Genomic DNA, 20,936 nt, shown 5'->3' on the forward strand with positions numbered 1-20,936 from the left:
CCCATATCATCCCTATGAATGGAGAAAGCTATCGTCTCAAAGAGACGTACTCGAAATAACAAGAGGGTGGTCAACTTTTATATGAGCGACATGGTCAACTTTTGGGTTGACGATTACAGAAAAAGCAGAATAACATCCACGATACTAAATAATGATTATTCTTCTATGTTAATAATTACTATATAATTTAATTGCGGCAAGTGTATTGTACCGTTCTTTTCCAAACGATTAATTTAGGAGGACTACCTTTTGATTTATTCATTGTGGACAGGAAAGATTCCCTTTCTGGAGTCTGGAGATGAGGATAATAAGCCTGTTCTTGCTTTCTATCCTGCAAGTAACAATACCAGCAGAAGTGCAGTGATTGTATGTCCCGGAGGGGGGTACCACCATAGAGCTGATCATGAGGGAGAACCGGTTGCCAAATGGCTAAACTCTCTTGGCATCTCAGCATTTGTACTGCATTACCGGGTAGCTCCCTACAGGCATCCAGTTCCTTTAGCAGATGTGCAGCGGGCTATACGCTTTGTAAGGCACCACTCTGAAAAGTGGAATATCGACAAGCAAAAGATAGGAGTCCTGGGGTTTTCGGCTGGCGGACATTTAGCTGCCAGTGCCTCGACTTTGTCACATCTGCGCACAACAAAAGAATGGGATAACATTGACTTAGAAAACTGCCGTCCGGATTTAGCTGTTTTATGCTATCCGGTCATATCATTATTAGAGCATTATCATGAAGGATCGATGACTAATCTTCTAGGGGACCAGCCCAATGAGGAAATCAGGGCTTTGTTATCCTGCGAACGTGAAGGTAATAAAACTTTTCCGCCGCCGACCTTTTTATGGCATACATCCGATGATGCAGCTGTTCCTGTTGAAAACAGCCTCTTATATGCATCATTATTGAGCAAATTAAAAGTGCCATATGAGTTACACGTTTTTCCGCATGGACGGCATGGCCTAGGACTTGTCGGCGACAACCATGCTGCAGGCAAATGGACTGAGCTTTGTGCTGTATGGCTCGCTCAGCATGCATTTTGTCAGTAAGAATATGTATCGATATTATCCTTTTAAAAAGGGTGCAGTCATTTTCAGACTGCTCCCTTTTTCTCTATTCCGGATTCCACCCTTTTAACACAGCCTCGATGCTGGCTGCTTCAGCTTCTTCATCTGTAAGCTGCGGCCTATTGGTATTTGAGCCAGGTCCTTCATTCTTATATTCATAAAATCTTGCATCTTTGGCACTGAAGCCTGACATGTCAGTCCAGCCGTCCGGATGAATGTGGGCACAAAGATAATTATTTTTGAATATGACGCTTGCTATGGCATCCGGATCCCCGCCAGGGTGCCATGGCCTTCCAAGATAGACCGTTCCTTCGGCCGCTGAGCTTGTAAATCGATTGTTTAAAAACAGGAATCCATATGGCTCATTTTTATGGGTACTTGCAGCTGATATATATCCGTTTTCTGCAGAAGACCCTCTATTCAAAGAAAAGATCTCACATTCTTCGAAAACTGCTCTTGCCCCTCCAAAAATAAAATCAATATCACCTTCAATATAACACCCGCTGAAATACTGAGACCCCTCTTTCAGGTAAAGTGTGTCTTGATTTCCCAGAAACCGCACCTGGTTAAATCCCATTCTTTCACCGCTGGCATAGACAGCTACCGCCTGTGTTTCCTCTTCCATGCGTTTTGGATTGAATGAGTTTTCAAAGGTAAGGTTTCTGGCTGTAAAATCCCCCGCGTAAAGGAATACACTTGCGCTATTGCGTGTTCCAATGATACCGCCATCCAGGGACATCATTTTTGCGTGATTATCATAAGTGAGGATTGTGTGGTCGACACTTTCTCCAATCAGCGTCACAAATGGTTTATTTTCCGGAACTGCGATTCGTTCCTTATATACTCCATTCTTAATAAAAATTTCCACTTTATTTTTATTATCAGCCGGAATAGAATCAATCGCTTCTTGAACGGTTTTATATGCACCTTTTCCGTCTTTGGCTACAGTCATTTTTAATGGTTTTGTTATGCTTTCTTTTAAAGCCACTATCTCACCACTCCTTTTCCTGGATTCTTCATTTCGCATATTTAACCCGATTTTTTAGGCCGTTGGATGACAAAAGTTATTACTTTGCAAAGCGAAATTCTTTATGCCAGCTTCAGTTCTGGTCTTTTATTCAGTCACCGAGTAAGGTTCTTTAATTAATCTTTGAGGTTAACTTATGAAGATAAGAAAAACAGCGGGAAATAATTGATCCCGCTGACACAGCCTTTTATATTCATTTCTTTTCTAGTGTAAGATGTCCTTAATCATTTTTGTGAGGCTCATTTAGCCCGCTGTGCTGTAAGGCGGTCCCCAAAGTTGGCCAGCTCTTCAAAGATCCAAAAATGTTTTCAAGCTTATATTCTTTAACTTGCTCATCTGTCAGGATTTTTGCCCAGCTGACCCGTTTGTCCATACAGCCGCCCGGGCCGTGGCTGTTATACTCAGCATAAAATGCTGTGTTTTCCGCATGGGGTTTATCCCAGTTATGCCAGCCTTCAGATTTAATATGCTCACCCATCCATGTATTGATAAATACTGTCCTGGCATAATCACGCCAAGGCCTTCCTAAGTAGACGGTATGGGCTGCTGCCTTACTTAATAAGGTGCAATTGATAAAAACATAGCCATAATCCTGGTCAAAAGGGGTGGATGCAGCTGTGATATAGCCATTTACATCTGTTCGGTTCAAATCCAAACTATGAATTTCACAATCTTCAAAAACAGAAGTTGCCGAACCAAAAATGAAATCCACATCGCCCTCTATGCAGCAGTGCTTAAAATAGCTGCGGCAATGCCGTTTTTCCAATCCATCACGCGGCCCGCCGAACGAACTGCCTTCAATCGGCTTTGGCGGAAGAGGAGCAGTAAACACAGTATCCTGCCTGGCTAAAAAAGCACAATTGTGAAACTCAGTCTGATCGGCATCCACATACATGGCCACCGCCTGTCCAACCTCACTGCCTTTGCCTGCATTATTTTCGAAAGTGATATTTTCAGCCAAAAACCTATCACCGGTAACAATGCAGGAATAAGACCCGAATGTACCCATTTTTTTGCCGCTATCTAATATTTTATCCGCATAATCATCAAAAGTAATTTTCACCAGATCCCGGTGTGTTCCGATCAGGGATACTGACGGCTTATTGATATCGAGCTTTTCCTTGTACACGCCATTCTTTATATAAATATTTATCCGGCTGCTGTTATCTTCCGGAATACTGTCTATAGCTTCTTGAATCGTTAAAAATTGACCTGTCCCGTCTTGTGCAACAATCATTTGTATCACCCTGTAAGTTTTTTTAAAAAAGGCATTAAACAAAAAACAGGAACAGTCCCTCCTTCATGATAAAGGAAGGACCTCATATTAAAGCTTGTTATCACTTGTTTGATTTTTCATAGGCTTCTTCGTATTCTTTCTTCATTTGGTCTCCGCCTGATTCTTTCCATCTTTTGACCTCAGCTTTAAATCCTTTATCATCAATTTCGCCCATGATGTACTTGATCGTGGCATCGATGATCAGTTTTTGAAGTTCTGTACCCCTCTCACTGGCAGTTGGTGACTCAAGCGGAACAGATGGGTCCATGACTGCAAATTCGTCATTTTCTGAAATCATCTCATTTACCAATTGCTTATCAGGATCAGCGTCAGTTAGTTTATAAGTAATTTCACTTGGTCTGGAGCCTGAGAAGCCTTGAACCTCTTTTTGCCACAGTTCATTATCCAAGAAGGTATAGGCATCATTATCGTCAATGGTATAGTGAGTTTCCTTTATACCGCCCGTCATCAGCATGAAAACGTCTTCATTTATTAAATCGTTAACAAATTGGAGGACTGCTTTTAATTCCTCTTCTGTTTTAACAGCTGATTTAGGGAACGCCAGCAATCCGTTAACACCGTTGCCTTCAGACCAAATACGGTATTCACCGTCCGGGCCGGCAATTTTATTCTGCGGAACGATTGCCACATTATTATTGATTCCTTCAGCCAGATTCTTTAACTGTGTAATACTTATTAGACCTGCATAAATACCTGCTTTGCCTTGAGCAAATTTTTGCAGCTGATCATCTTTTGAAGTAACGGCAAAGTCTTGATCAAGATATCCATTTTTGTATAGTTCTCTTGAATATTTCATCGTTTCCATATATTCATCTGTTTCATGCTCTGGTGTGAATTTTCCATCGTCGTCTACTGCCCAGCCGTTTGGTACACCAAAGTAAGAAGCAAGTGTTTTAAAGCTGCCGTATCTCAGCTCATTCCGGTCACTCCAGCCAAACGTATCCTTTTTGCCATTCCCATCAGGATCATCCTCAGTAAAGGCTTTCGCCACTTCAAACAACTCATCCAGGTTCCCAGGAACCTTCATGCCAAGATTATCGAGCCAGTCTTTTCGGATCAGCACACCGCCGCGGGCGAAATCCTTTTGAAATGGAACACCGTATAGATTCCCTTCGATAGAAGCTGCTGTGCGGCGATCCTCAGAGATTTTCTTCAAATTCGGATAATCATCGAGGTATTTGCTCACTTCCCAAAATACACCTGATTTCAATGCCTGTCTGACTGATGAATTGGTTACAAGAGTAGATGGCAAAGAAATGATATCATCCAATTCGCCGGAAGCAATGGACGCAATCAGCCGCTCATCTTTAGTAGCATCCGGGATCCAATTAAATGTAAGATTGGTATTTGTCGCTTCTTCAATTTTCTTCTCTATCACATCGTTTGGAGCTGTTGCTACATACAGGATAGGGCTCCAGCTGATATTTGCTTTTCCGTCCGAGTCAACAGCTGCTTTTGTGCTGCTTGCCTCATCTTCCTTGCTGCAAGCACCCAGAATTAGTGATGAGGCCAATAAAGTGCCGGCTGCTAAGACTTTTCCAAACTTTTTGGATTTCGCCATGTTTACATCCTCCTAGATAATAAAAATTTATAGAGAAAAGCAAAAGTTAATCTACTGGCTAAATTTCTTGCTTAGAGAAGGCGTGTTAGCCTCACCACCTCCTTCAATGGGATCATTTATCGCATCTGCCTGCAATTCTATTCTTCTAAACACCTGATTGGCCGTCCACATTATGATATAAGCTCCTATACTGACTCCGAAGAGAACCACCGTTATTGGAATGAACATTAAAAGAATAAAATAGACCACAGCGAGAGCAGCAAATAACATCAAGGTATATTGCAGATACGAAATGCCGAACAGCAGGGAACACTTCAGCTTCAGCGTGACACTCTTCCAATCATAGTGAACCAATAAAGGAAAAATGTAGGTTAATGAAATGAAGTAAAGTACACCGATTACAGTCAGCAGACCTCTTAATACCTGCGACTCTACATACAGCAGGTCAACGTAAAGGATCATTCCTCCTGCTGTGTAAAGAAGGCCGATTACTGAAGCTTCTTTAAAACCTGCCCTGTATGCACGATAGAATGCCTTAAAAATGGGAAAATCCTTGTTGCCTCTAATCCATTGCCTCAGTACGGTAAACATTGCGTAAGAAGAAGGTCCAATCCCCAATACTACTAATCCCAGAAAGGTGAATAAGAACCATAACAGCTGGATATAAACCAGCTTGAGTAGATTGATGCAAAAGTTGTTAAAACGTTCTCCAATCCTGCTCATAAGATCATCGGGACCTCCCCTGTTAAAATATTGATTCTAATATAGACCTTCTTCACCAAATTTTTTAGCAAACCGGTTCGCGCCAACGACGAGAATCAGACCGACAATACCTTTAAATAATCCTACGGCGGTACTGAAGCTTAACTGTCCGTTCTTCATACCTGCTGTATATACATAGGTATCGAATATTTCCATTGCTTCTCTGTTGATAGAGTTTAATAGCAGGTAAACATGTTCAAACCCTAAATCCAAAGTTTGGCCAATTTTTAGAATCAGCATAATAATAATAATTGGCCGGATAGCCGGTAATGTAATGTGCCAAATTTGACGGAGCCGGCTCGCACCATCCATTTTGGCCGCTTCATATAACCCTGGGTCCACTGCCGTTACAGCTGCTAAGTAAATGATGGTGGACCAGCCCATTTCTTTCCATATGATTTGAAGGATATAAATGATCCTTGACCATGTGCCATCTGTCAGAAAAGGTATTTTCTCTCCGCCCATGCCAGCAATTAATGCATTGATTGCTCCGCCGTCCTGCGCTAAAAATACATAACAAATGGAAACTATGATAACCCAGCTCATAAAGTGCGGTATATAAATAATCGTTTGAACACCGCTTTTGAAATATTTATTTTTCACCTCATTTAACATAAGTGCCAAAAATATGGGAATTGGGAAGAAAATGAATAAATTTAATGCAAATAGCAAAAGCGTATTCCCAAGCAGCATAAAGAATGTAGGTTCAGTAAATAACCGCTCAAAATGTTTCAAGCCAACCCATGGACTATTCGCTATTCCTAAAAATGGCTGATAGTCCTGGAAGGCGATTATGATTCCTCCCATAGGAAGGTATTTAAAGATAACAAAGTATAAGATACCGGGAATCATCATTAAATACAGCCACTTATTTCGCATAATGCCAGCGAAAGTCTTTTTCCTGGACTTTTTGACTGCTTTCTTATTGAGACCCGGTAATACACTTTGCTGATCCTCTGCAACAGTAACGGACTCTCTCACCAGAAATTCCTCCTTCTTAAAGATTTTTTATTAAGTTTTGGCTTTTGTGTTTCAGAGTACAATTTAAAGGTATAAAAAAACAGGTATAACGTCTACAATCATTCAGTTAGATGGAGTTGAAAAGGCTGATATGAAAGCGCTTTCCGGCATCAATCATATAAAATGATTATCCATTTTTGTAAATGAGTATTTACCTGAGAATTCTTGCAGAGTGACAAAAGAACTCAATTTTTGTTCCATCCTGTCCATATTACAAGGTGGTGGAAAATGATTATGGACGTACCATTTTTTATGCTGATATAGTTAACACAAGAAAAAATTAACTTCATTATGGAGGGATTCTCAAATGCACGACAAATCTTTTGGGAATCGCATATTTGACTTTGTTAACCATGCGATCCTGCTGCTCATCGCCTTAGCCTGCCTAATTCCCTTTATTAACGTAATTGCCAGCTCGTTCGCAACTACAGAAGAGATGGTGGCTAAAGACTTCATCCTGTTCCCTACTACATTTTCACTGAGTGCATATGAGTATATCTTTTCGACACCAACGATTTTTAAAAGTATGACTGTCTCCATTCTCGTAACATTAGTCGGAACATTTGTCAGTATGGTTTTAACAGCTTTTATGGCCTATTCATTGTCACGAAGGTATCTAACAGGAAGAAGTGCAATTAATTTTCTTGTAGTATTTACAATGTTATTTAGCGGCGGCATGATTCCTACCTATCTAGTAGTAAAGAGCCTTGGCTTGATCGACTCGTACTGGTCCTTAATTTTGCCGATCGCGATTAATGCATTTAATCTTATTATCATGAGAAACTTTTTTTCAGCCATTCCTGATAGCCTGGAAGAATCAGCTAAAGTGGATGGATGCAACGACTTGATGATTTTCTTTAAAATCATGCTTCCATTATCGCTTCCCTCGATCGCTACCATTTCTTTGTTCTATGCGGTGGCATATTGGAATCAGTATACAAACGCCATCCTTTATCTGACTGATTCCAATAAGTGGCCGGTTCAAGTATTGCTTCGCCAGATTGTTATCGTATCAAGCGGCATGCAGGCAGACTCTTCTGCAGTAGATGTTGTACCTCCTGCTCAAACCGTTAAGATGGCTGTTATAACGGTTGCAACTGTTCCAATGCTTATCGTTTATCCATTCCTGCAAAAATACTTCGTTAAAGGAGCAATGGTTGGTTCTGTTAAGGCTTAAAAACCTTTCCCTGGCATACCTGCAATTTTCAATGAAATAAGAAGCATAAAAACAAAAAAAAGCAGCTGTTACAGCTGCTTTTTTTTGCTTTAATATTAATCAGGGTCATACAATCAGATTCCTCCAGCCAGACATAGGCCATTTTAATTTCAAGTGCCATATTAAAAGGCTGGCCCCCCTTCCGGGACCAGCCTCCTTGGTTTATTCATGACTCTCTTTCAATACCTGCTTTGCATTTTTCTTCGAGACAAACCCAAGCTCTTTCCAGGCTGTTTCTGTAGACCATGGTTTGTCAGGATTATCTGACACACCGTAATAGGTGCCATTTTTAACAGTCGACTGGATGGCCAGATCAAACAGCTGTACAGCATCTTCATGTGATAAGAGAGTTCTGTGCAGCCTGTCATCATCCTTAACGGCTTCCTTTTCATCTGGATGAACGCTTCCGATCCTTAAATTGATCACTGAAAGGCCATTGTTCTCATTACGGGCCATGATTCGCCCGATGCCTTCAGATGCATACTTTAAAACACCGTACAGCCCTATGGATATAGGAAAATCCTGCGGTGTGATCTCTCTGCCCAAAGAAGAATAGCCATCCTTTTCATAATAATCAGCTGCATGATTGCTGCTTGCAAATACGACTTTGGGAATTCCGAGAGAAGCGGCAGCATGGAGGATATAAAATGAAGCGATAAAATGGATGCTGGTCATCATGTGGAATTCCTTGAGATTCTCCAGATCATTGTCTGTCTTGATTGTCAGCAGATTAACAAGCACATCGGTATCCTTTGGAATGTTTTCCACAAGGTCCTCATAATCTGCAGCATCTGTTTGAATAAACGCTGCTGTCTGTTCAGGTTTATTTTTATCAAGAATGACGATATCGTATTTGGAGCTAAGGCCGTTATATAAGATCGTGCCAATCGTACCCGAACCGCCAACAAGGGTGATTTTCTTTCTCATCCGTTTCTCCTCCTGTTCATGTAAGCGCTGTAATTTTATTTAAATTACCCTTCCATACATTCGTTATTCCTATTTGCAGGAAATCTTTGCTAGCTTGTGAGCGGGCAGTTAGGCGGATGCTGTTTTAAACATATGTAAAATAGAGAAACAGACAATAGGCCCGGGAAGTTGCTGGCAAAAAAAAAAAGGCCGGAATAGTTTATTCCGATACCCTTTCTTTTTAAGCCTTTCTTACTCAGGACCGCAAAAGGCCGATTGCCCAAGTCCGAAGTGTATGTCATTCTATTGAAATCTTTTTTGAGATGTTCACAGATGATCTATTAAAAAGGCTTTCCATAATTCTCTCATTTCTTTCGTTTCTTGATGTCCGCCTGTCAGGATCCGTCCTTCCCAATTCCCGGGAGCCTGCTGCTCTTCATAAAAATCCTTCAGGCGGCTGTTCAAAAATACAGCCCCTTCTGCCGGGCATAGGCGGTCATCCTTGCCGATCATGCTAAGGCGTGCTCTCGGTACAATCAGCTCCTGGACAGCTAAAGTAGAAGAATGCTTCAGCAGACCAGGGACATAATAATAGAAGCCATGATGGTCAAGGCCGCGCTTGCCGATAAGTGTTTCGATATGCACCTGTGCTGCAATATCAACTGATACTTTGATCCTTTCGTCCAGGGCGGAGAGCCACCAGCTCATCAGTCCGCCCATCGACATCCCGATGGAGGCAAGGCGTTCTCCGTCTACATCCGGGCGGCTCTGAAGATAATCAATCAGGGACATGCTGTCAAAAATCCTCATCCCCCACAATGTTTGGCCCTTCAGCAGCATCTCCTTGACCAATTCGCTTTCCTGCTTTCCTTGTCTTTCATTGAAGCCCCACATATCTATGGCACAAACGGCAAATCCCAGCCCGGTGATCTCTTCAATAAAAGGCTGTTCAACCAGGTATGGGCTGCCTGTCAGCAGCTCGTCTTTACCGTTGTCAAAATTCCCGCCATGAGAATGGCAGTAAATGACAGCAGGCAAAGGGGCAGAGGCATTAAGAGGCTTTGCAAAATAGGCCGGCACTGTTTCCAGGCCATTCAGGCTCAGCATCAATGTTTCCAGAACATAACCCTGCCTTTTCTCAATCATCAGCACCTGGTGCTCATTATTTTCTGGAACAGAGCGGTCACCCAGCAGGTTCAGAAGCTTCCGGCGTTTATCTGCAGCTGTCATTTTGCCGCCACTTCCCTGACCAGCTCTTCTCCTTCCTTTGTGTTCCTTGATTTGCAGGAGATGACTTCAACATCCTCGCTGTGTTCTATATGGAAGGCTGGCCCTTCATGATTTCCAATCGTCACCCGGCTGAACAGGACATCCCTCGCAAAGCCGACATAAAAGCCGCGATTCGCCATATCCTCAATCCCGGCCATCATGGCGGGCTTGCCTGGTACGGCATTTTCGGCAAGTGAAATATCAATCTGGCTAAACGTAATATCGGACGCATACTGTTCTGCCAGGCCGTATATGAATCCGGCTGACGCGTGCACATTCCTCGCCGTAATATTGGCAAAATGGAGGCGGCGGAACATAGGGGTTTCAGCTGTAACGGGATATGGATTTTTGTCCCAAACATATTGATCTTTCCCGCGCGGTCCGCAGAAATAGTAGAGATTGATAATGAATGGGCAAATGACACCCTCCATTACAATATTGTCGACACGGACATCCTCTACGACCCCGCCGCGGCCGCGCCTTGATTTAAAGCGGATTCCCCTGTCTGTATCCTGGAAGACGCAGTTGCTGATTGCCACATTGCGGATATCTCCGCTCATTTCACTGCCGAACACGACAGCTCCATGGCCATGGACCATCGTACAATTGGTAATTGTGATATTCTCGCAGGATACTCTTTCTTCGGTATCCTCTGTGCCCGACTTTATGGCAATGCAGTCATCCCCGACATCAATATGGCAATTGCTGATTCTTACATTCCTGCATGATTCCGGGTCGATTCCGTCCGTGTTAGGTGAGTCGGCAGGATTGAGGATGCTAATGTTATCGACTGTCACATCCTGGCAGCAGATCGGATTCACTGTCCAGCTTGGAGAGTTGATCAGGCGTACATCTCGCAGTGTAATATGCTCACAGTGGTCAAAGCTGATCAGCTTCGGACGCGGATATTTCAGCTCCTCCCTGCGGTTCCTGAAAACATCCCACCACTCCATTCCATTACCGTCAATCGTGCCAAATCCTGTTACAGCAATATTCCTCGCTCCTTCTGCAAACAGGCACGATGCGTACACCTCACGCTTAACACCCTCCCAGCGCGATGTTACTACCGGATAATCCTCCTGCTTGTCGGAAAATTTTAAAAGGGCGCCAATCTCCAGATGAAGTTCAATATTATCTTTAAGGAATAATGCGCCTGTGAGGAACTCGCCGGCTGGAATCACCACCTTGCCTCCGCCATTCTGATAGGCTTCATCAATTGCCTTTTGGATGCCTTCGGTTGCAAGTCCGGCATTCCCGTTTATATATTCGCTAATATGATAGACTGCCATGATCAACGCTCCTGTTCATCAGATATTCAAACTCAGCCGCTGCCTGCAAAAATGCCCCAAGCCCTTTCTGGTCGTTGCAGGTAACCGGTTCACTAATATAATAGGCGTATGTCCCGTCCCTCTTATCCGGGCCGCCGAGACCTGCCACCTGGCAGTTTTTGTTCAAATTCACCCAGCCATCTTTTGTCAAAAGAACAAATTCATCCAGCAGACCTTGATGGGATTTTTGCAGCTGCGATTCCCACTTTTCCCGATCGAGGACCCCCAGCCGGATTCCCCGGGCAATTGCACAGACTATCATGCTGCTGCAGGATGATTCGAGGTAGTTTCCTTTTTCATTTGGCTTATCGACGACCTGATGCCACACACCGCTTTCTTCATCCTGATAGCTGACCAGCGCTTCAAGCGTATTTTCAAGCGTTGTGACAAGAAAGCCCCTTCCTGCAGTGCCCTCAGGAATGGCCTCCAGCACATCAGTGAGCGCAAGCAGATACCAGCCCATGGAACGGCCCCAAAAATTGGCCGACAGACCCGTTTCTTTATCTGCCCAAGGCTGCTCCTTTTTCTCATCCCACGCGTGATAAAGCAGTCCGGTTTTTTCATCTAATAAATGGCTGAAGCTTATCTTGAATTGGCTGATGATATCTTCAAGCCCTTCTCCATCCATAAATGCCCTCTGGTATTCCGCATAAAAAGGGGCAGCCATATATAAACCATCAAGCCATATTTGATAGGGATAGATCTTTTTATGCCAAAAAGCGCCTTCTGAGGTGCGCGGATGTGTTTCCAGCTGCCTGCGGAGAAGGCCGGCTGCTTTTTTGTACTTCTCATCTCCTGTTTCGCGATATAAAACAAACAGCAGCTTCCCGTTGTTGATATGGTCAATATTGTACTCTTCCATCTCATACCGGTTGATGGAGCCGTCTTCATTGATGAAGTGATCCATATTTTCTTTTATAAACTGAAAATACTTCCGGTCTCCGGTACTCTTCCATACGAGATCGAATCCTTTTAGAACCACACCATAATCATATGCCCATTTGCCATTATAGCCCTTGTCTTCGAACAATAAGGGAGTTCTCTCCATAATGGAATCGGCTGTCCTGACAGACCAACTTCTATCCTGCATCTGTAAAATCCCTCCAGTTTCTAACTGCGGTTTTAAGTTGACATAGAGTTTTGCTTAGCCTCCATCTCTGTTTTCCGGCTGCGTTGTGCTTCCTTATATTCTTCTTTCATTACACTGCGCGTTTCGTGCTTGGCAGCGTTTTTGGCAAAGTGTGACCTTCTGGCTAACAGTACTTTAAGAATACTAAAAGCAAGAAAATTCCGTATATAATCATTTTATGATTACGCTTACAAATACTGATAAATCAAGGATTCAAGATATATTTGCGTAATAATGATACTTTTAAGCCGGGAAACTGTTTATATATATAGGCTGTTTTATAAGGTGAAGCCTTCCATGATGGCAGACAGATATCTTTTAGCGGATTGCGTATGTGCAAAAATTTTTTTATAAAAGTTACTGGTAAGCTCAGTTACAGTGGCAGCATAACAAAAGCTTCTTCAAAAGAAAGAAGCTTTTGCGCTGTTCTATTATCGGCGGTACTCCTTCCGGTAGTCCCCGGGAGTCTTACCCAATTTCTTTTTGAAAAAGCGGATAAAATTCTGCGAGTTCCGGTATTGCAGCTTTTCGGCTATCTCTTTAACAGTCATTTCTGTTTCCTTCAGCCACATCTGGGCCATCTGAAGCCGGTAATTCATTAAATAATCAACAAAATTCTCCCCATATTCCTTCTTAAACACATTGCTTAAATAATTCGGATTGTAATGAAGCCTGTCAGCAATGATTTCGAGGGAAATCTCCTGGTCAAATTCACTTTGGATAATATAGACAATTTTATCGGATATGTTTTTGAAGCCCTGCTCAGTGTTGCTCTGTGTACTGATGATGACCGGCTGAATCAGCTGCTGGAATAGCATGTCTTTGATTTTTTCCGGATAATAGGCATTCATGGCTGTCTGGTAGAGCTTCTTGATATTTTCAAAGATATTCGACTCCGCCCCAAGCAGCTGTCCTAATTGGACAAGATCATTGATAACCCTGACCAGTGTGACACCCAGACTGATCCGGTTTTTGTTCAGCCTGAAAATTTCATCGACAAGCAAACCTGTCAGGTTCCGGACCTCTTCCTCCCTGCCGGAGCGGATTGCACTCATCAATTCATTGTGCAATTCGATCGGAAATTTGGAAATAGAAGAATCATTCAGCATCGAGGAAATATCGTGGTAAAATATGATGCTTTCAGGCCCGACATTTACGCGGTAATGAAGCGATTCTTTTGCCAGATCCACTGCTTTTTTGCTGTCGATCAGTGAATGATACACCGGGCTGACGCCAACGCTTACAATTAAATTGAGCGTTTCCTTTACTTTTTCCTGGATTTCCTCGTAATACATCATGATCCTGCGTTCAGCTTCCTGTTCATTGTCGCAGGCAAAGATCGTCGCTTGCATCTCATCATTGAGAACAATCGGAATCAGCCTTTCCTCCTTCGGGACGACCTCGCGCACAATATGATTGATTGCCAGCAGGAAGATATCTTTATCTGCATTCTGCCCGCCGTCCATATGGTCAATCTGGATAAGACCGGTATAAAAGACCTTGTCTGCCCCAAAATGATAGTCAAACTGCTCAAGCCTGTGCTGGATATCCTTTTCAGCAATTCGCTTCCTGTACAGACTCAGTACAAACAATGTTTCAAGCTCCGGCTTTTGCTTAGATAAGCTTTCAGTGAGCAGTTCATTCTGATCGACGATCCGGTCGACAGAGGCAGCAAGGAAGGAAAGCCCATTTTGCTCACGGCTGGTCCCGCCCTGTGACAATCTATCCTGGATTTTTTTGATTGGCCTGGAATAAGAGTCTGCCAAAAGATAGGATATGCCGCCAACAAGAAGGATTAATATGACAGAAGCAAGAATCAGCCCCAGCCTTGTATTGTGAATGATGCTTCCGATTTCGTTTTCGTTGATTTCCACAAGATACAGCCAATGGTTATAATCAGCCTCAAGGAAAACATACGTTTTTCCGTTTTCAGCTTTATAGACTTCCGCTTTCTCCCCCCCTGCTCCGGCGGCAGCTTTCACCTCATTAAAGCTTGTTTCTGACAGGCTGCTTCCCTCATTCAAACTGGAATATAAGAGCTTATCCTGACTGTTATAAATTTCAACCCTGTTATCTTTTTCCCCGACGATTTGATCAATGCTCCTTCTCGGGATATTGGCAATTCCCAGGGCAAATTTCTCGCGCTGATAGATCGGGAGTGTCATGACCATTTCTATGCCTTCATCCGTCGGCTTCCAGAAGAGATTCCGGTCATTTTCATTTATGTATTGGTCCTTATACGCTTTATATTCTTCAGGGGTCAGCTTCTTTAAAGATTCATTAACGATTCCCCATTTTTCCGCCAGGCTGATGAGCCTGTATTTGCTGCCCTCGATTCCCATCATCTCTATATAGCTCATTTCTTTGATGATATCCTGGTATACCTCAAAGTCCCTGCCTGAAAGCGGCCTTGTGAACACTTCCTTAAAGCTTGCTGTAGAGCTGTAGGCGGTATAGCCATATTCAATGGTCCTGACCTTCTGCTCGACATTATGCAGAATTTGTTTGGTGTAGCTTTCCTTATCCTTTAGGAAGCTTTCCTCAACTGAATTGTAAGTCGAGTTATAGATAAAAATGCTGAAGCCTGCCACTAGACCTATCCCCAATAAAAAGAACGGGATAAACAGCTTGTAAAACACTCTGCCATTCCTCAAAATGTTCAACTCCTTGTTTTCCGCCATATCATGAATGAAAGCGTTATCAACAATCTGTAAATGAATCAAACGAAATGATTAGATGCCTGCTTCAATTTGTTTGACTTTCTGATAGCCGGTTTTATATAATGTGAGCGTTAACATAAATATACAGAAATTTCGAACTTGTCCGTCATTAAATAGATGATAGCATAATATGATCTATTAATATAGTGGCTTTTTCAACTTACCCTAAAAATGTTAACGTTAACATATTGACGGACTGGTAAATTTACCGGAAAGAGAGTGCATGATTATGGATCAAAAAACCACCATTTTTATCGCCGGCGACTCTACTGCCGCTGTCAAATTGCCTGAGAAGCGGCCGGAAACCGGCTGGGGTGAACCGTTTGAACATTACCTCAAAAGGGGGGCTGTCCTGGATAACCGGGCCATCAATGGCAGAAGCACAAAATCGTTCATCAGCCAGGGACATCTGGCTTCTATTGAAAGCAGCATCTCTCCAGGCGATTACCTGATCATCCAGTTTGGGCATAACGACCAGAAAACAGAGGACCCGGAACGCGGAACTCATCCCTATGGCGACTATCAGGAAAACCTTTTGGAGTATGTGGAAACCGCCAGAAGGAATCAAGCTCATCCTGTGCTCTTCACTTCCGTCACAAGGAGAAAGTATGACGGCGGCGATACCATTGATGAGCTGTCAGTCGGGGATTTTCCTGAAGCCATGAAGCAGTTTGCCGAAAAAAATCAGGTGCCGCTCCTGGACATCCACAAAGCCACACGTGATTTTTTTAATAGCATGGGACATAGGGAATCAGCCTCTTACTTCCTGCATCTGGCTCCAGGTGAATCACCGAATTATCCGGATGGACTTGAAGATAACACCCATTTCAATGAAAAAGGCGCCGAGGCAGTAGCGCGTTTAATTGCTGAAAAGATCAAAGAAAGCAATCTGCCATTAAAAAACCTGCTGAAATAGCAGCTAACATGGGCATTAAGGAGAGGAATGCTTTGGAGGACTCTTTTATACAAAATATTTATAAACAAAATCAGCAGAATTCCCTTAAAGTGCTGCTGGGTCTTTATAAAGGCCATGCTTTAAAGCTGTTTTATTCTGCCGTCCTATTCACGATCAAGCATATTCCTGCATGGGTCATGCCCATCGCCATTGCCAATGTCATCAATGCAGCCACCAATCACGGGGGAAACGGCATCCGCACCATCTATCTCAATGCCATCGTGATGATCATCCTTGTGCTGCAGAATATCATATCAAACTATTATCATACAAAGCTGCACAGCTATGCGATCCGCAGCGTTGAATCCGGCCTGCGTGCATCGCTCATCAAAAAACTGCAGGAGCTCTCCATCCCCTACCAGAAGGAAATGCAGTCAGGCCGGCTGCAGTCGAAAATCATGCGCGACGTTGAAGCGGTCCAAACTCTGTCCTCCCAGGTTTTTGTGAGCCTCCTGAATATATTTATCAATCTGATCGTAGCGCTTGCCATCACACTCTACAACAGCCCTGTCGTCTTTTTATTTTTTATTCTTACCGTTCCGATTTCCGCTCTTATCATTGTTGTTTTCCGGAAAAAAATAAAAAACTCGAATTCTGAATTCAGGCAGGAAATGGAGGAAACCTCTGCCCGGGTCATTGAAATGATTGAACTTGTTCCGATCGCTAGGGCGCATGCCCTGGAGAAGCAGGAGGTCAAACGCCTTAACCACCGCTTTCAGCAAATTTTATTAAAAGGCTTCCACCTGGACATCATCCAATCCTTATTCGGCTCAGTCAGCTGGGCAAGCTTCCAGATTTTCCAGATCATCTGCCTGGTCTTCACCGGCATCCTTGCCTATCGCGGCTCTATCACACCGGGTGAAGTCGTCATGTACCAGACCTATTTTACAACTGTAGTAAACTCGGTATCCGGCATGATTACTTTGATACCGACGATTGCCAAGGGACTGGAGTCAGTCAACTCAATCGGCGAAATTTTGACCGCTGGAGAGGTGGAAAATTACGAAAACAAACCGAAGCTAAAAAAGGTGAACGGCAGCTTTTCCATCCAGCATGTCAGCTACAGATATCCCAGTGCCTATGAAAACACCCTGCAGGATATATCCCTAGAGATCAAACAAGGCGAAACCATCGCCTTTGTCGGTGAATCCGGCTCCGGCAAATCAACGATTCTCAATCTGCTGATTGGCTTTATTCAGCCGAGCGAAGGAAAGATCCTTCTGGACGGACATGATATGTCTGAGATCGATCTAAGATCGTTCCGCAACCATCTCGCGGTTGTGCCGCAATCAACGATTCTTTTTTCAGGAACCATCCGGCAAAATATAACCTATGGCAGGCTCTCGGTATCCGAGGAAGAATTGAGGCGGGTTTTGAAAGCCGCAAATCTGTGGGACGTGGTCAAGAAACTTCCTGACGGACTCGACACACGGATAGGTGAACACGGAGATAAGCTCTCCGGCGGACAGCGTCAGAGAATATCCATAGCCAGAGCACTGATCCGCGATCCGGAGGTCATCATCCTTGATGAAGCAACCTCGGCCCTTGACAGCCACTCTGAGAAAAAAATCCAGGAAGCATTGGACACCTTGACCAGGGGCCGCACTACTTTTATCGTGGCTCACCGCTTCTCCACCATCCGCAGCGCCGACAAAATCGCCGTCATCCAGGATGGCCGATGCATAGAGTTCGGCACCTATGAGGAGCTGATGCATCAGCAAGGGAGCTTTTATGAGTTGAAGCAGCTGCAGATGTAAAATTTTTTTGGGGAAGACGCTTTTAAACATGAAATGCTTTTTTTGGTGATAGTCTTGTATTGATTGGGGCTCTTTCTATACATGAGCGGCTTCTTTTGAGGGCCGTCATGCATCGATTAGGCTTCTTTGTATACATGAGCGGCTTCTTTTGGTGCACGTCATGCATTGATTGGGGCTCTTTCTATACATGAGCCGCTTCTTTTGAGGGCCGTCATGCATAGATTAGGCTTCTTTGTATACATGAGCGGCTTCTTTTGGTGCACGTCATGCATTGGTTGGGCCTTTTTCTATACATGAGTGGCTTCTTTTGAGGGCCGTCATGCATTGATTAGGCTTCTTTGTATACATGAGCGGCTTCTTTTGATGCACGTCATGCATCGATTGGGCCTCTTTCTATACATGAGCGGCTTCTTTTGAGGGCCGTCATGCATTCATTGGGTTTCTTTCTATACATGAGCTTCTTCTTTTGGTGCACGTCATGCATTCATTGGGGCTCTTTCTATACATGAGTGGCTTCTTTTAGTGCCATTCATGCATTGATTGGGGCTCTTTCTATACATGAGCGGCTTCTCTTGAGGGCCGTCATGCATCGATTAGGCCTCTTTCTATACATGAGCGGCTTCTCTTAATTGCAGTCGTGCATTGATTGGGCCCTTTTCTATACATGAACAGCTTCTTTTGTATGCCATCATGCACCGACTGGCTCTCCATACTATCTCTCAGAGTGACTCAGTGCAAATCTTACTGCCTTTGATGCATGTATAAAGGTTGTGTCGAATAAAGGCAGCCGGCAGTCTTCCTGGCTGATCAACAGGGGAATTTCCGTGCATCCGAGGATGATTCCCTGGGCGCCTTTCTTTTCCAGCCTGTTAATGATATCGAGGTACGCAGTTTTTGATTCTCCCTTAAATTCACCCCTGCATAATTCCCCAAAAATCACCTCATGAACCAGTTCCCGATCTTCTTCTTCTGGAACGAGAACCTCAATGCCGTTTTTCTCAAGGATTTTTTTATAAAAAGGCTGCTCCATTGTGAATTTGGTGCCAAGCAAGCCGACAGAATCTATGCCCTGTTTCTTAATCTCCTCCACTGCACATTCTACAATATGTATAACTGGAATTTTACAGGCTTTTTGCAGATCTTCAGCCATCAGATGCATGGTATTGGTGCAAATGACAATGCAGTCTGCTCCTCCCTTTTCAAGGAACTTGGCTGCTTCAATCATTTTTTCAGTTGCCATTTCCCAATCTCCGCTTCTTTGCAGGGCAGCGATTTCTTCAAAGTCAAAAGAATACAGCAGGCAGCGGGCTGAATGGAGTCCTCCTAATTCTTTTTGAACAAGGCGGTTGATATATGAGTAATACACGCTTGTTGATTCCCAGCTCATTCCTCCGATTAATCCGATTGTTTTCATGTGATCACCCTCCTAATGTTACTGTAAAGATAACATGTTATACTGGATGGAAAAAGAGCCACAATTCAACTGCTTTTATAGTACCAGTTAGAGGATTGGAGAGATGTTCATGTGGTTTCAAATTGATCGGGAAGGCACAAAAACATTGACTCAGCAGATTTATGAGAAGCTGAGAACATATATTTTAAATGGAGATTTGCAGGAAGGAGAAAAGGTTCCTTCGACACGCGAGCTGGCAGCCTCTTTGCATGTCTCCCGTAATATCACACTGGAAGTCTATGATCAGCTGGCATCAGAAGGGTACCTGGAAGTCCGGCCGAAGTCAGGGACATACATAGCTGCTGGTGCAGCCTTTCTGCCGTCAGAAACGGCCCATCCACGGGAAGAAAAGGAGAAGCTGCCAGATTCAATAGAGGAAATCATAGACTTCAAAGCTTCCACCCCGGCCATGGATCATTTTCCACGAAAAGTATGGGGCAGGCTGGCAAAGGATGTATGCTCTGAAGCTGCTGAACAGGCATTTGGGTATCATGATTCGTCAGGCATGCCGGAGCTTAGGGAGGAATTGTCCAGATACCTGTTTCATACACGCGGTGTAAACTGCACGGCCGAACAAATTGTCATTACCAGCGGTGCCACACAGGCGCTTTCGCTTATAACAGGACTGCTGGTCAAAAACAAGCAATCCATAGCAGTCGAAGATCCTGTTACGGATGAAATGAGGAATATTTTCACCTATCATGGAGCTGTTTTGGACCCTATCCCTGTAGACGAAAAAGGCCTTAAGCCCGAACATCTTCCTGAGGATGAGCCTCCAGGCTTTATTTTTACACTTCCATCACATCAATTTCCGCTGGGCAGTACATTGACCATTCAAAGAAGGATCAGGCTGATCGAGTATGCGAGGAAACATAGCACTTATATAGTCGAAGATGATTATGACAGCGAGTTCACATATGAAGGTTCTCAGGTCCACAGCATTCAGGGACTGGATCCTGAGAGGGTCATTTATGTCGGGACCTTCAGCAAGATTCTTTCTCCTGGTCTAAGAATTGGCTATGCTGTCCTGCCCGCTGATTTACTGGCAGACTTTAAGAAGCTTAAATGGTATTCCGACCGCCATCATTCAGGAATAGAACAGCTGATTCTGGCCCGTTTCTTGAAAGACGGCCATTTTGACAAGCATATCAGGAAGATGAAGAGAATCTACAAGCAGCGGCGTCAGGCTTTAGTGGACAGCTTGAAAAACCATTTTCCTGACTGCAGGATTTGGGGGCATGCGGCAGGGATGCACCTGGTTGCCGAATTTCCCTCCACTGTTTTTGACGAAAAGCTGCTGGATTGGATCTTCAGCCATTCTGTCCGGGTATATCCTGTAGAGGATTACAGCATCATGAAAGGCCATCATAGTAATAAGATTGTGCTTGGGTACGGCAGCTTGACGCCTGACAGGATCGAGGAAGGTATAGCGAGGCTGGAGAAAGCAATCAGGAGCTTCCTAAAAAAGTAA

Annotated in this window: 16 protein-coding genes; 5 read left to right on the plus strand and 11 right to left on the minus strand. The window is 43.8% G+C overall.

What is annotated here, in order from left to right:
- The first annotated feature begins 249 nt into the window (after positions 1 to 249).
- Positions 250 to 1,047 carry an alpha/beta hydrolase gene (locus tag LCM00_RS19875; protein WP_224905288.1) on the plus strand — a complete coding sequence of 266 codons (798 nt, stop codon included), beginning with the start codon at positions 250 to 252 and terminating at the stop codon, positions 1,045 to 1,047.
- A 64-nt stretch (positions 1,048 to 1,111) separates the two neighbouring features.
- On the opposite strand, the gene LCM00_RS19880 is transcribed toward LCM00_RS19875, so the two are convergent.
- The 5 genes from LCM00_RS19880 to LCM00_RS19900 all read right to left on the minus strand — a co-directional run bounded on the left by LCM00_RS19880 (position 1,112) and on the right by LCM00_RS19900 (position 6,591).
- Positions 1,112 to 2,053, minus strand: a complete 942-nt coding sequence (locus LCM00_RS19880; RefSeq protein WP_224905290.1) for a pectinesterase family protein — start codon at positions 2,051 to 2,053, stop codon at positions 1,112 to 1,114.
- 259 nt (positions 2,054 to 2,312) lie between these two features.
- Complete coding sequence (locus LCM00_RS19885) at positions 2,313 to 3,329, minus strand: pectinesterase family protein (RefSeq protein WP_224905292.1); 1,017 nt, start codon at positions 3,327 to 3,329, stop codon at positions 2,313 to 2,315.
- Between the two features lie 100 nt (positions 3,330 to 3,429).
- Entirely contained in the window at positions 3,430 to 4,950 is a 1,521-nt protein-coding gene (locus tag LCM00_RS19890; protein ID WP_224905293.1) for an extracellular solute-binding protein, read from the minus strand.
- A gap of 51 nt (positions 4,951 to 5,001) precedes the next feature.
- Positions 5,002 to 5,673, minus strand: coding sequence for a YesL family protein (locus tag LCM00_RS19895; RefSeq protein WP_224905295.1), 672 nt, complete (start codon positions 5,671 to 5,673; stop codon positions 5,002 to 5,004).
- A gap of 36 nt (positions 5,674 to 5,709) precedes the next feature.
- Positions 5,710 to 6,591, minus strand: a complete 882-nt coding sequence (locus tag LCM00_RS19900; protein ID WP_224905415.1) for an ABC transporter permease — start codon at positions 6,589 to 6,591, stop codon at positions 5,710 to 5,712.
- A gap of 448 nt (positions 6,592 to 7,039) precedes the next feature.
- Here LCM00_RS19900 and LCM00_RS19905 point away from each other — a divergent pair, with 448 nt between their 5' ends.
- Positions 7,040 to 7,909 carry a carbohydrate ABC transporter permease gene (locus LCM00_RS19905; RefSeq protein ID WP_009791026.1) on the plus strand — a complete coding sequence of 290 codons (870 nt, stop codon included), beginning with the start codon at positions 7,040 to 7,042 and terminating at the stop codon, positions 7,907 to 7,909.
- A 201-nt stretch (positions 7,910 to 8,110) separates the two neighbouring features.
- Here LCM00_RS19905 and LCM00_RS19910 read toward each other — a convergent pair whose 3' ends face one another.
- From LCM00_RS19910 to LCM00_RS19930, 5 genes are all read right to left on the minus strand, one after another.
- On the minus strand, positions 8,111 to 8,875 hold the full coding sequence (locus tag LCM00_RS19910) for an NAD-dependent epimerase/dehydratase family protein (RefSeq protein ID WP_224905297.1): 765 nt from the start codon (positions 8,873 to 8,875) through the stop codon (positions 8,111 to 8,113).
- A gap of 306 nt (positions 8,876 to 9,181) precedes the next feature.
- A complete protein-coding gene (locus LCM00_RS19915) occupies positions 9,182 to 10,084 on the minus strand; it encodes a dienelactone hydrolase family protein (protein ID WP_224905299.1) in 903 nt (300 codons plus the stop codon).
- Positions 10,081 to 11,412, minus strand: coding sequence for a glycoside hydrolase family 28 protein (locus LCM00_RS19920; protein WP_224905301.1), 1,332 nt, complete (start codon positions 11,410 to 11,412; stop codon positions 10,081 to 10,083). The genes LCM00_RS19915 and LCM00_RS19920 overlap by 4 nt, the downstream gene beginning before the upstream one ends.
- The gene (locus tag LCM00_RS19925; RefSeq protein WP_224905304.1) at positions 11,393 to 12,541 is read right to left on the minus strand and encodes a glycoside hydrolase family 88/105 protein; all 1,149 of its coding nucleotides are present in this window, start codon (positions 12,539 to 12,541) and stop codon (positions 11,393 to 11,395) included. Before LCM00_RS19925 ends, LCM00_RS19920 begins: the two co-directional genes overlap by 20 nt.
- A gap of 470 nt (positions 12,542 to 13,011) precedes the next feature.
- Complete coding sequence (locus LCM00_RS19930; RefSeq protein WP_224905306.1) at positions 13,012 to 15,234, minus strand: helix-turn-helix transcriptional regulator; 2,223 nt, start codon at positions 15,232 to 15,234, stop codon at positions 13,012 to 13,014.
- Between the two features lie 295 nt (positions 15,235 to 15,529).
- On the opposite strand from LCM00_RS19930, the gene LCM00_RS19935 reads away from it, so the two are divergent.
- Together LCM00_RS19935 and LCM00_RS19940 are read left to right on the plus strand one after the other, a co-directional pair.
- Positions 15,530 to 16,216 carry a rhamnogalacturonan acetylesterase gene (locus LCM00_RS19935; RefSeq protein WP_224905308.1) on the plus strand — a complete coding sequence of 229 codons (687 nt, stop codon included), beginning with the start codon at positions 15,530 to 15,532 and terminating at the stop codon, positions 16,214 to 16,216.
- An 8-nt stretch (positions 16,217 to 16,224) separates the two neighbouring features.
- Entirely contained in the window at positions 16,225 to 18,012 is a 1,788-nt protein-coding gene (locus tag LCM00_RS19940) for an ABC transporter ATP-binding protein (protein WP_224905310.1), read from the plus strand.
- 712 nt (positions 18,013 to 18,724) lie between these two features.
- Here the strand turns inward: LCM00_RS19940 and LCM00_RS19945 are convergent.
- Positions 18,725 to 19,426, minus strand: coding sequence for an aspartate/glutamate racemase family protein (locus tag LCM00_RS19945; RefSeq protein ID WP_224905312.1), 702 nt, complete (start codon positions 19,424 to 19,426; stop codon positions 18,725 to 18,727).
- 109 nt (positions 19,427 to 19,535) lie between these two features.
- Between LCM00_RS19945 and pdxR the strand changes: the two genes are divergently transcribed.
- The gene (gene pdxR, locus LCM00_RS19950) at positions 19,536 to 20,936 is read left to right on the plus strand and encodes a MocR-like pyridoxine biosynthesis transcription factor PdxR (protein WP_224905314.1); all 1,401 of its coding nucleotides are present in this window, start codon (positions 19,536 to 19,538) and stop codon (positions 20,934 to 20,936) included.

It is taken from the genome of Bacillus infantis, from assembly GCF_020171945.1.
Taxonomy (GTDB): Bacteria; Bacillota; Bacilli; order Bacillales; family Cytobacillaceae; genus Bacillus_AB; species Bacillus_AB infantis_A.

Bases quoted from the DNA above. Each gene is read 5' to 3' on its own strand.
- LCM00_RS19885 (WP_224905292.1), bottom strand. From the start codon at position 3,329: ATGATTGTTGCACAAGACGGGACAGGTCAATTTTTAACGATTCAAGAA.
- LCM00_RS19890 (WP_224905293.1), bottom strand. From the start codon at position 4,950: ATGGCGAAATCCAAAAAGTTTGGAAAAGTCTTAGCAGCCGGCACTTTA.
- LCM00_RS19895 (WP_224905295.1), bottom strand. From the start codon at position 5,673: ATGAGCAGGATTGGAGAACGTTTTAACAACTTTTGCATCAATCTACTC.
- LCM00_RS19900 (WP_224905415.1), bottom strand. From the start codon at position 6,591: ATGCGAAATAAGTGGCTGTATTTAATGATGATTCCCGGTATCTTATAC.
- LCM00_RS19905 (WP_009791026.1), top strand. From the start codon at position 7,040: ATGCACGACAAATCTTTTGGGAATCGCATATTTGACTTTGTTAACCAT.
- LCM00_RS19910 (WP_224905297.1), bottom strand. From the start codon at position 8,875: ATGAGAAAGAAAATCACCCTTGTTGGCGGTTCGGGTACGATTGGCACG.
- LCM00_RS19915 (WP_224905299.1), bottom strand. From the start codon at position 10,084: ATGACAGCTGCAGATAAACGCCGGAAGCTTCTGAACCTGCTGGGTGAC.
- LCM00_RS19920 (WP_224905301.1), bottom strand. From the start codon at position 11,412: ATGGCAGTCTATCATATTAGCGAATATATAAACGGGAATGCCGGACTT.
- LCM00_RS19925 (WP_224905304.1), bottom strand. From the start codon at position 12,541: ATGCAGGATAGAAGTTGGTCTGTCAGGACAGCCGATTCCATTATGGAG.
- LCM00_RS19935 (WP_224905308.1), top strand. From the start codon at position 15,530: ATGGATCAAAAAACCACCATTTTTATCGCCGGCGACTCTACTGCCGCT.
- LCM00_RS19940 (WP_224905310.1), top strand. From the start codon at position 16,225: ATGGGCATTAAGGAGAGGAATGCTTTGGAGGACTCTTTTATACAAAAT.
- LCM00_RS19945 (WP_224905312.1), bottom strand. From the start codon at position 19,426: ATGAAAACAATCGGATTAATCGGAGGAATGAGCTGGGAATCAACAAGC.
- pdxR (WP_224905314.1), top strand. From the start codon at position 19,536: ATGTGGTTTCAAATTGATCGGGAAGGCACAAAAACATTGACTCAGCAG.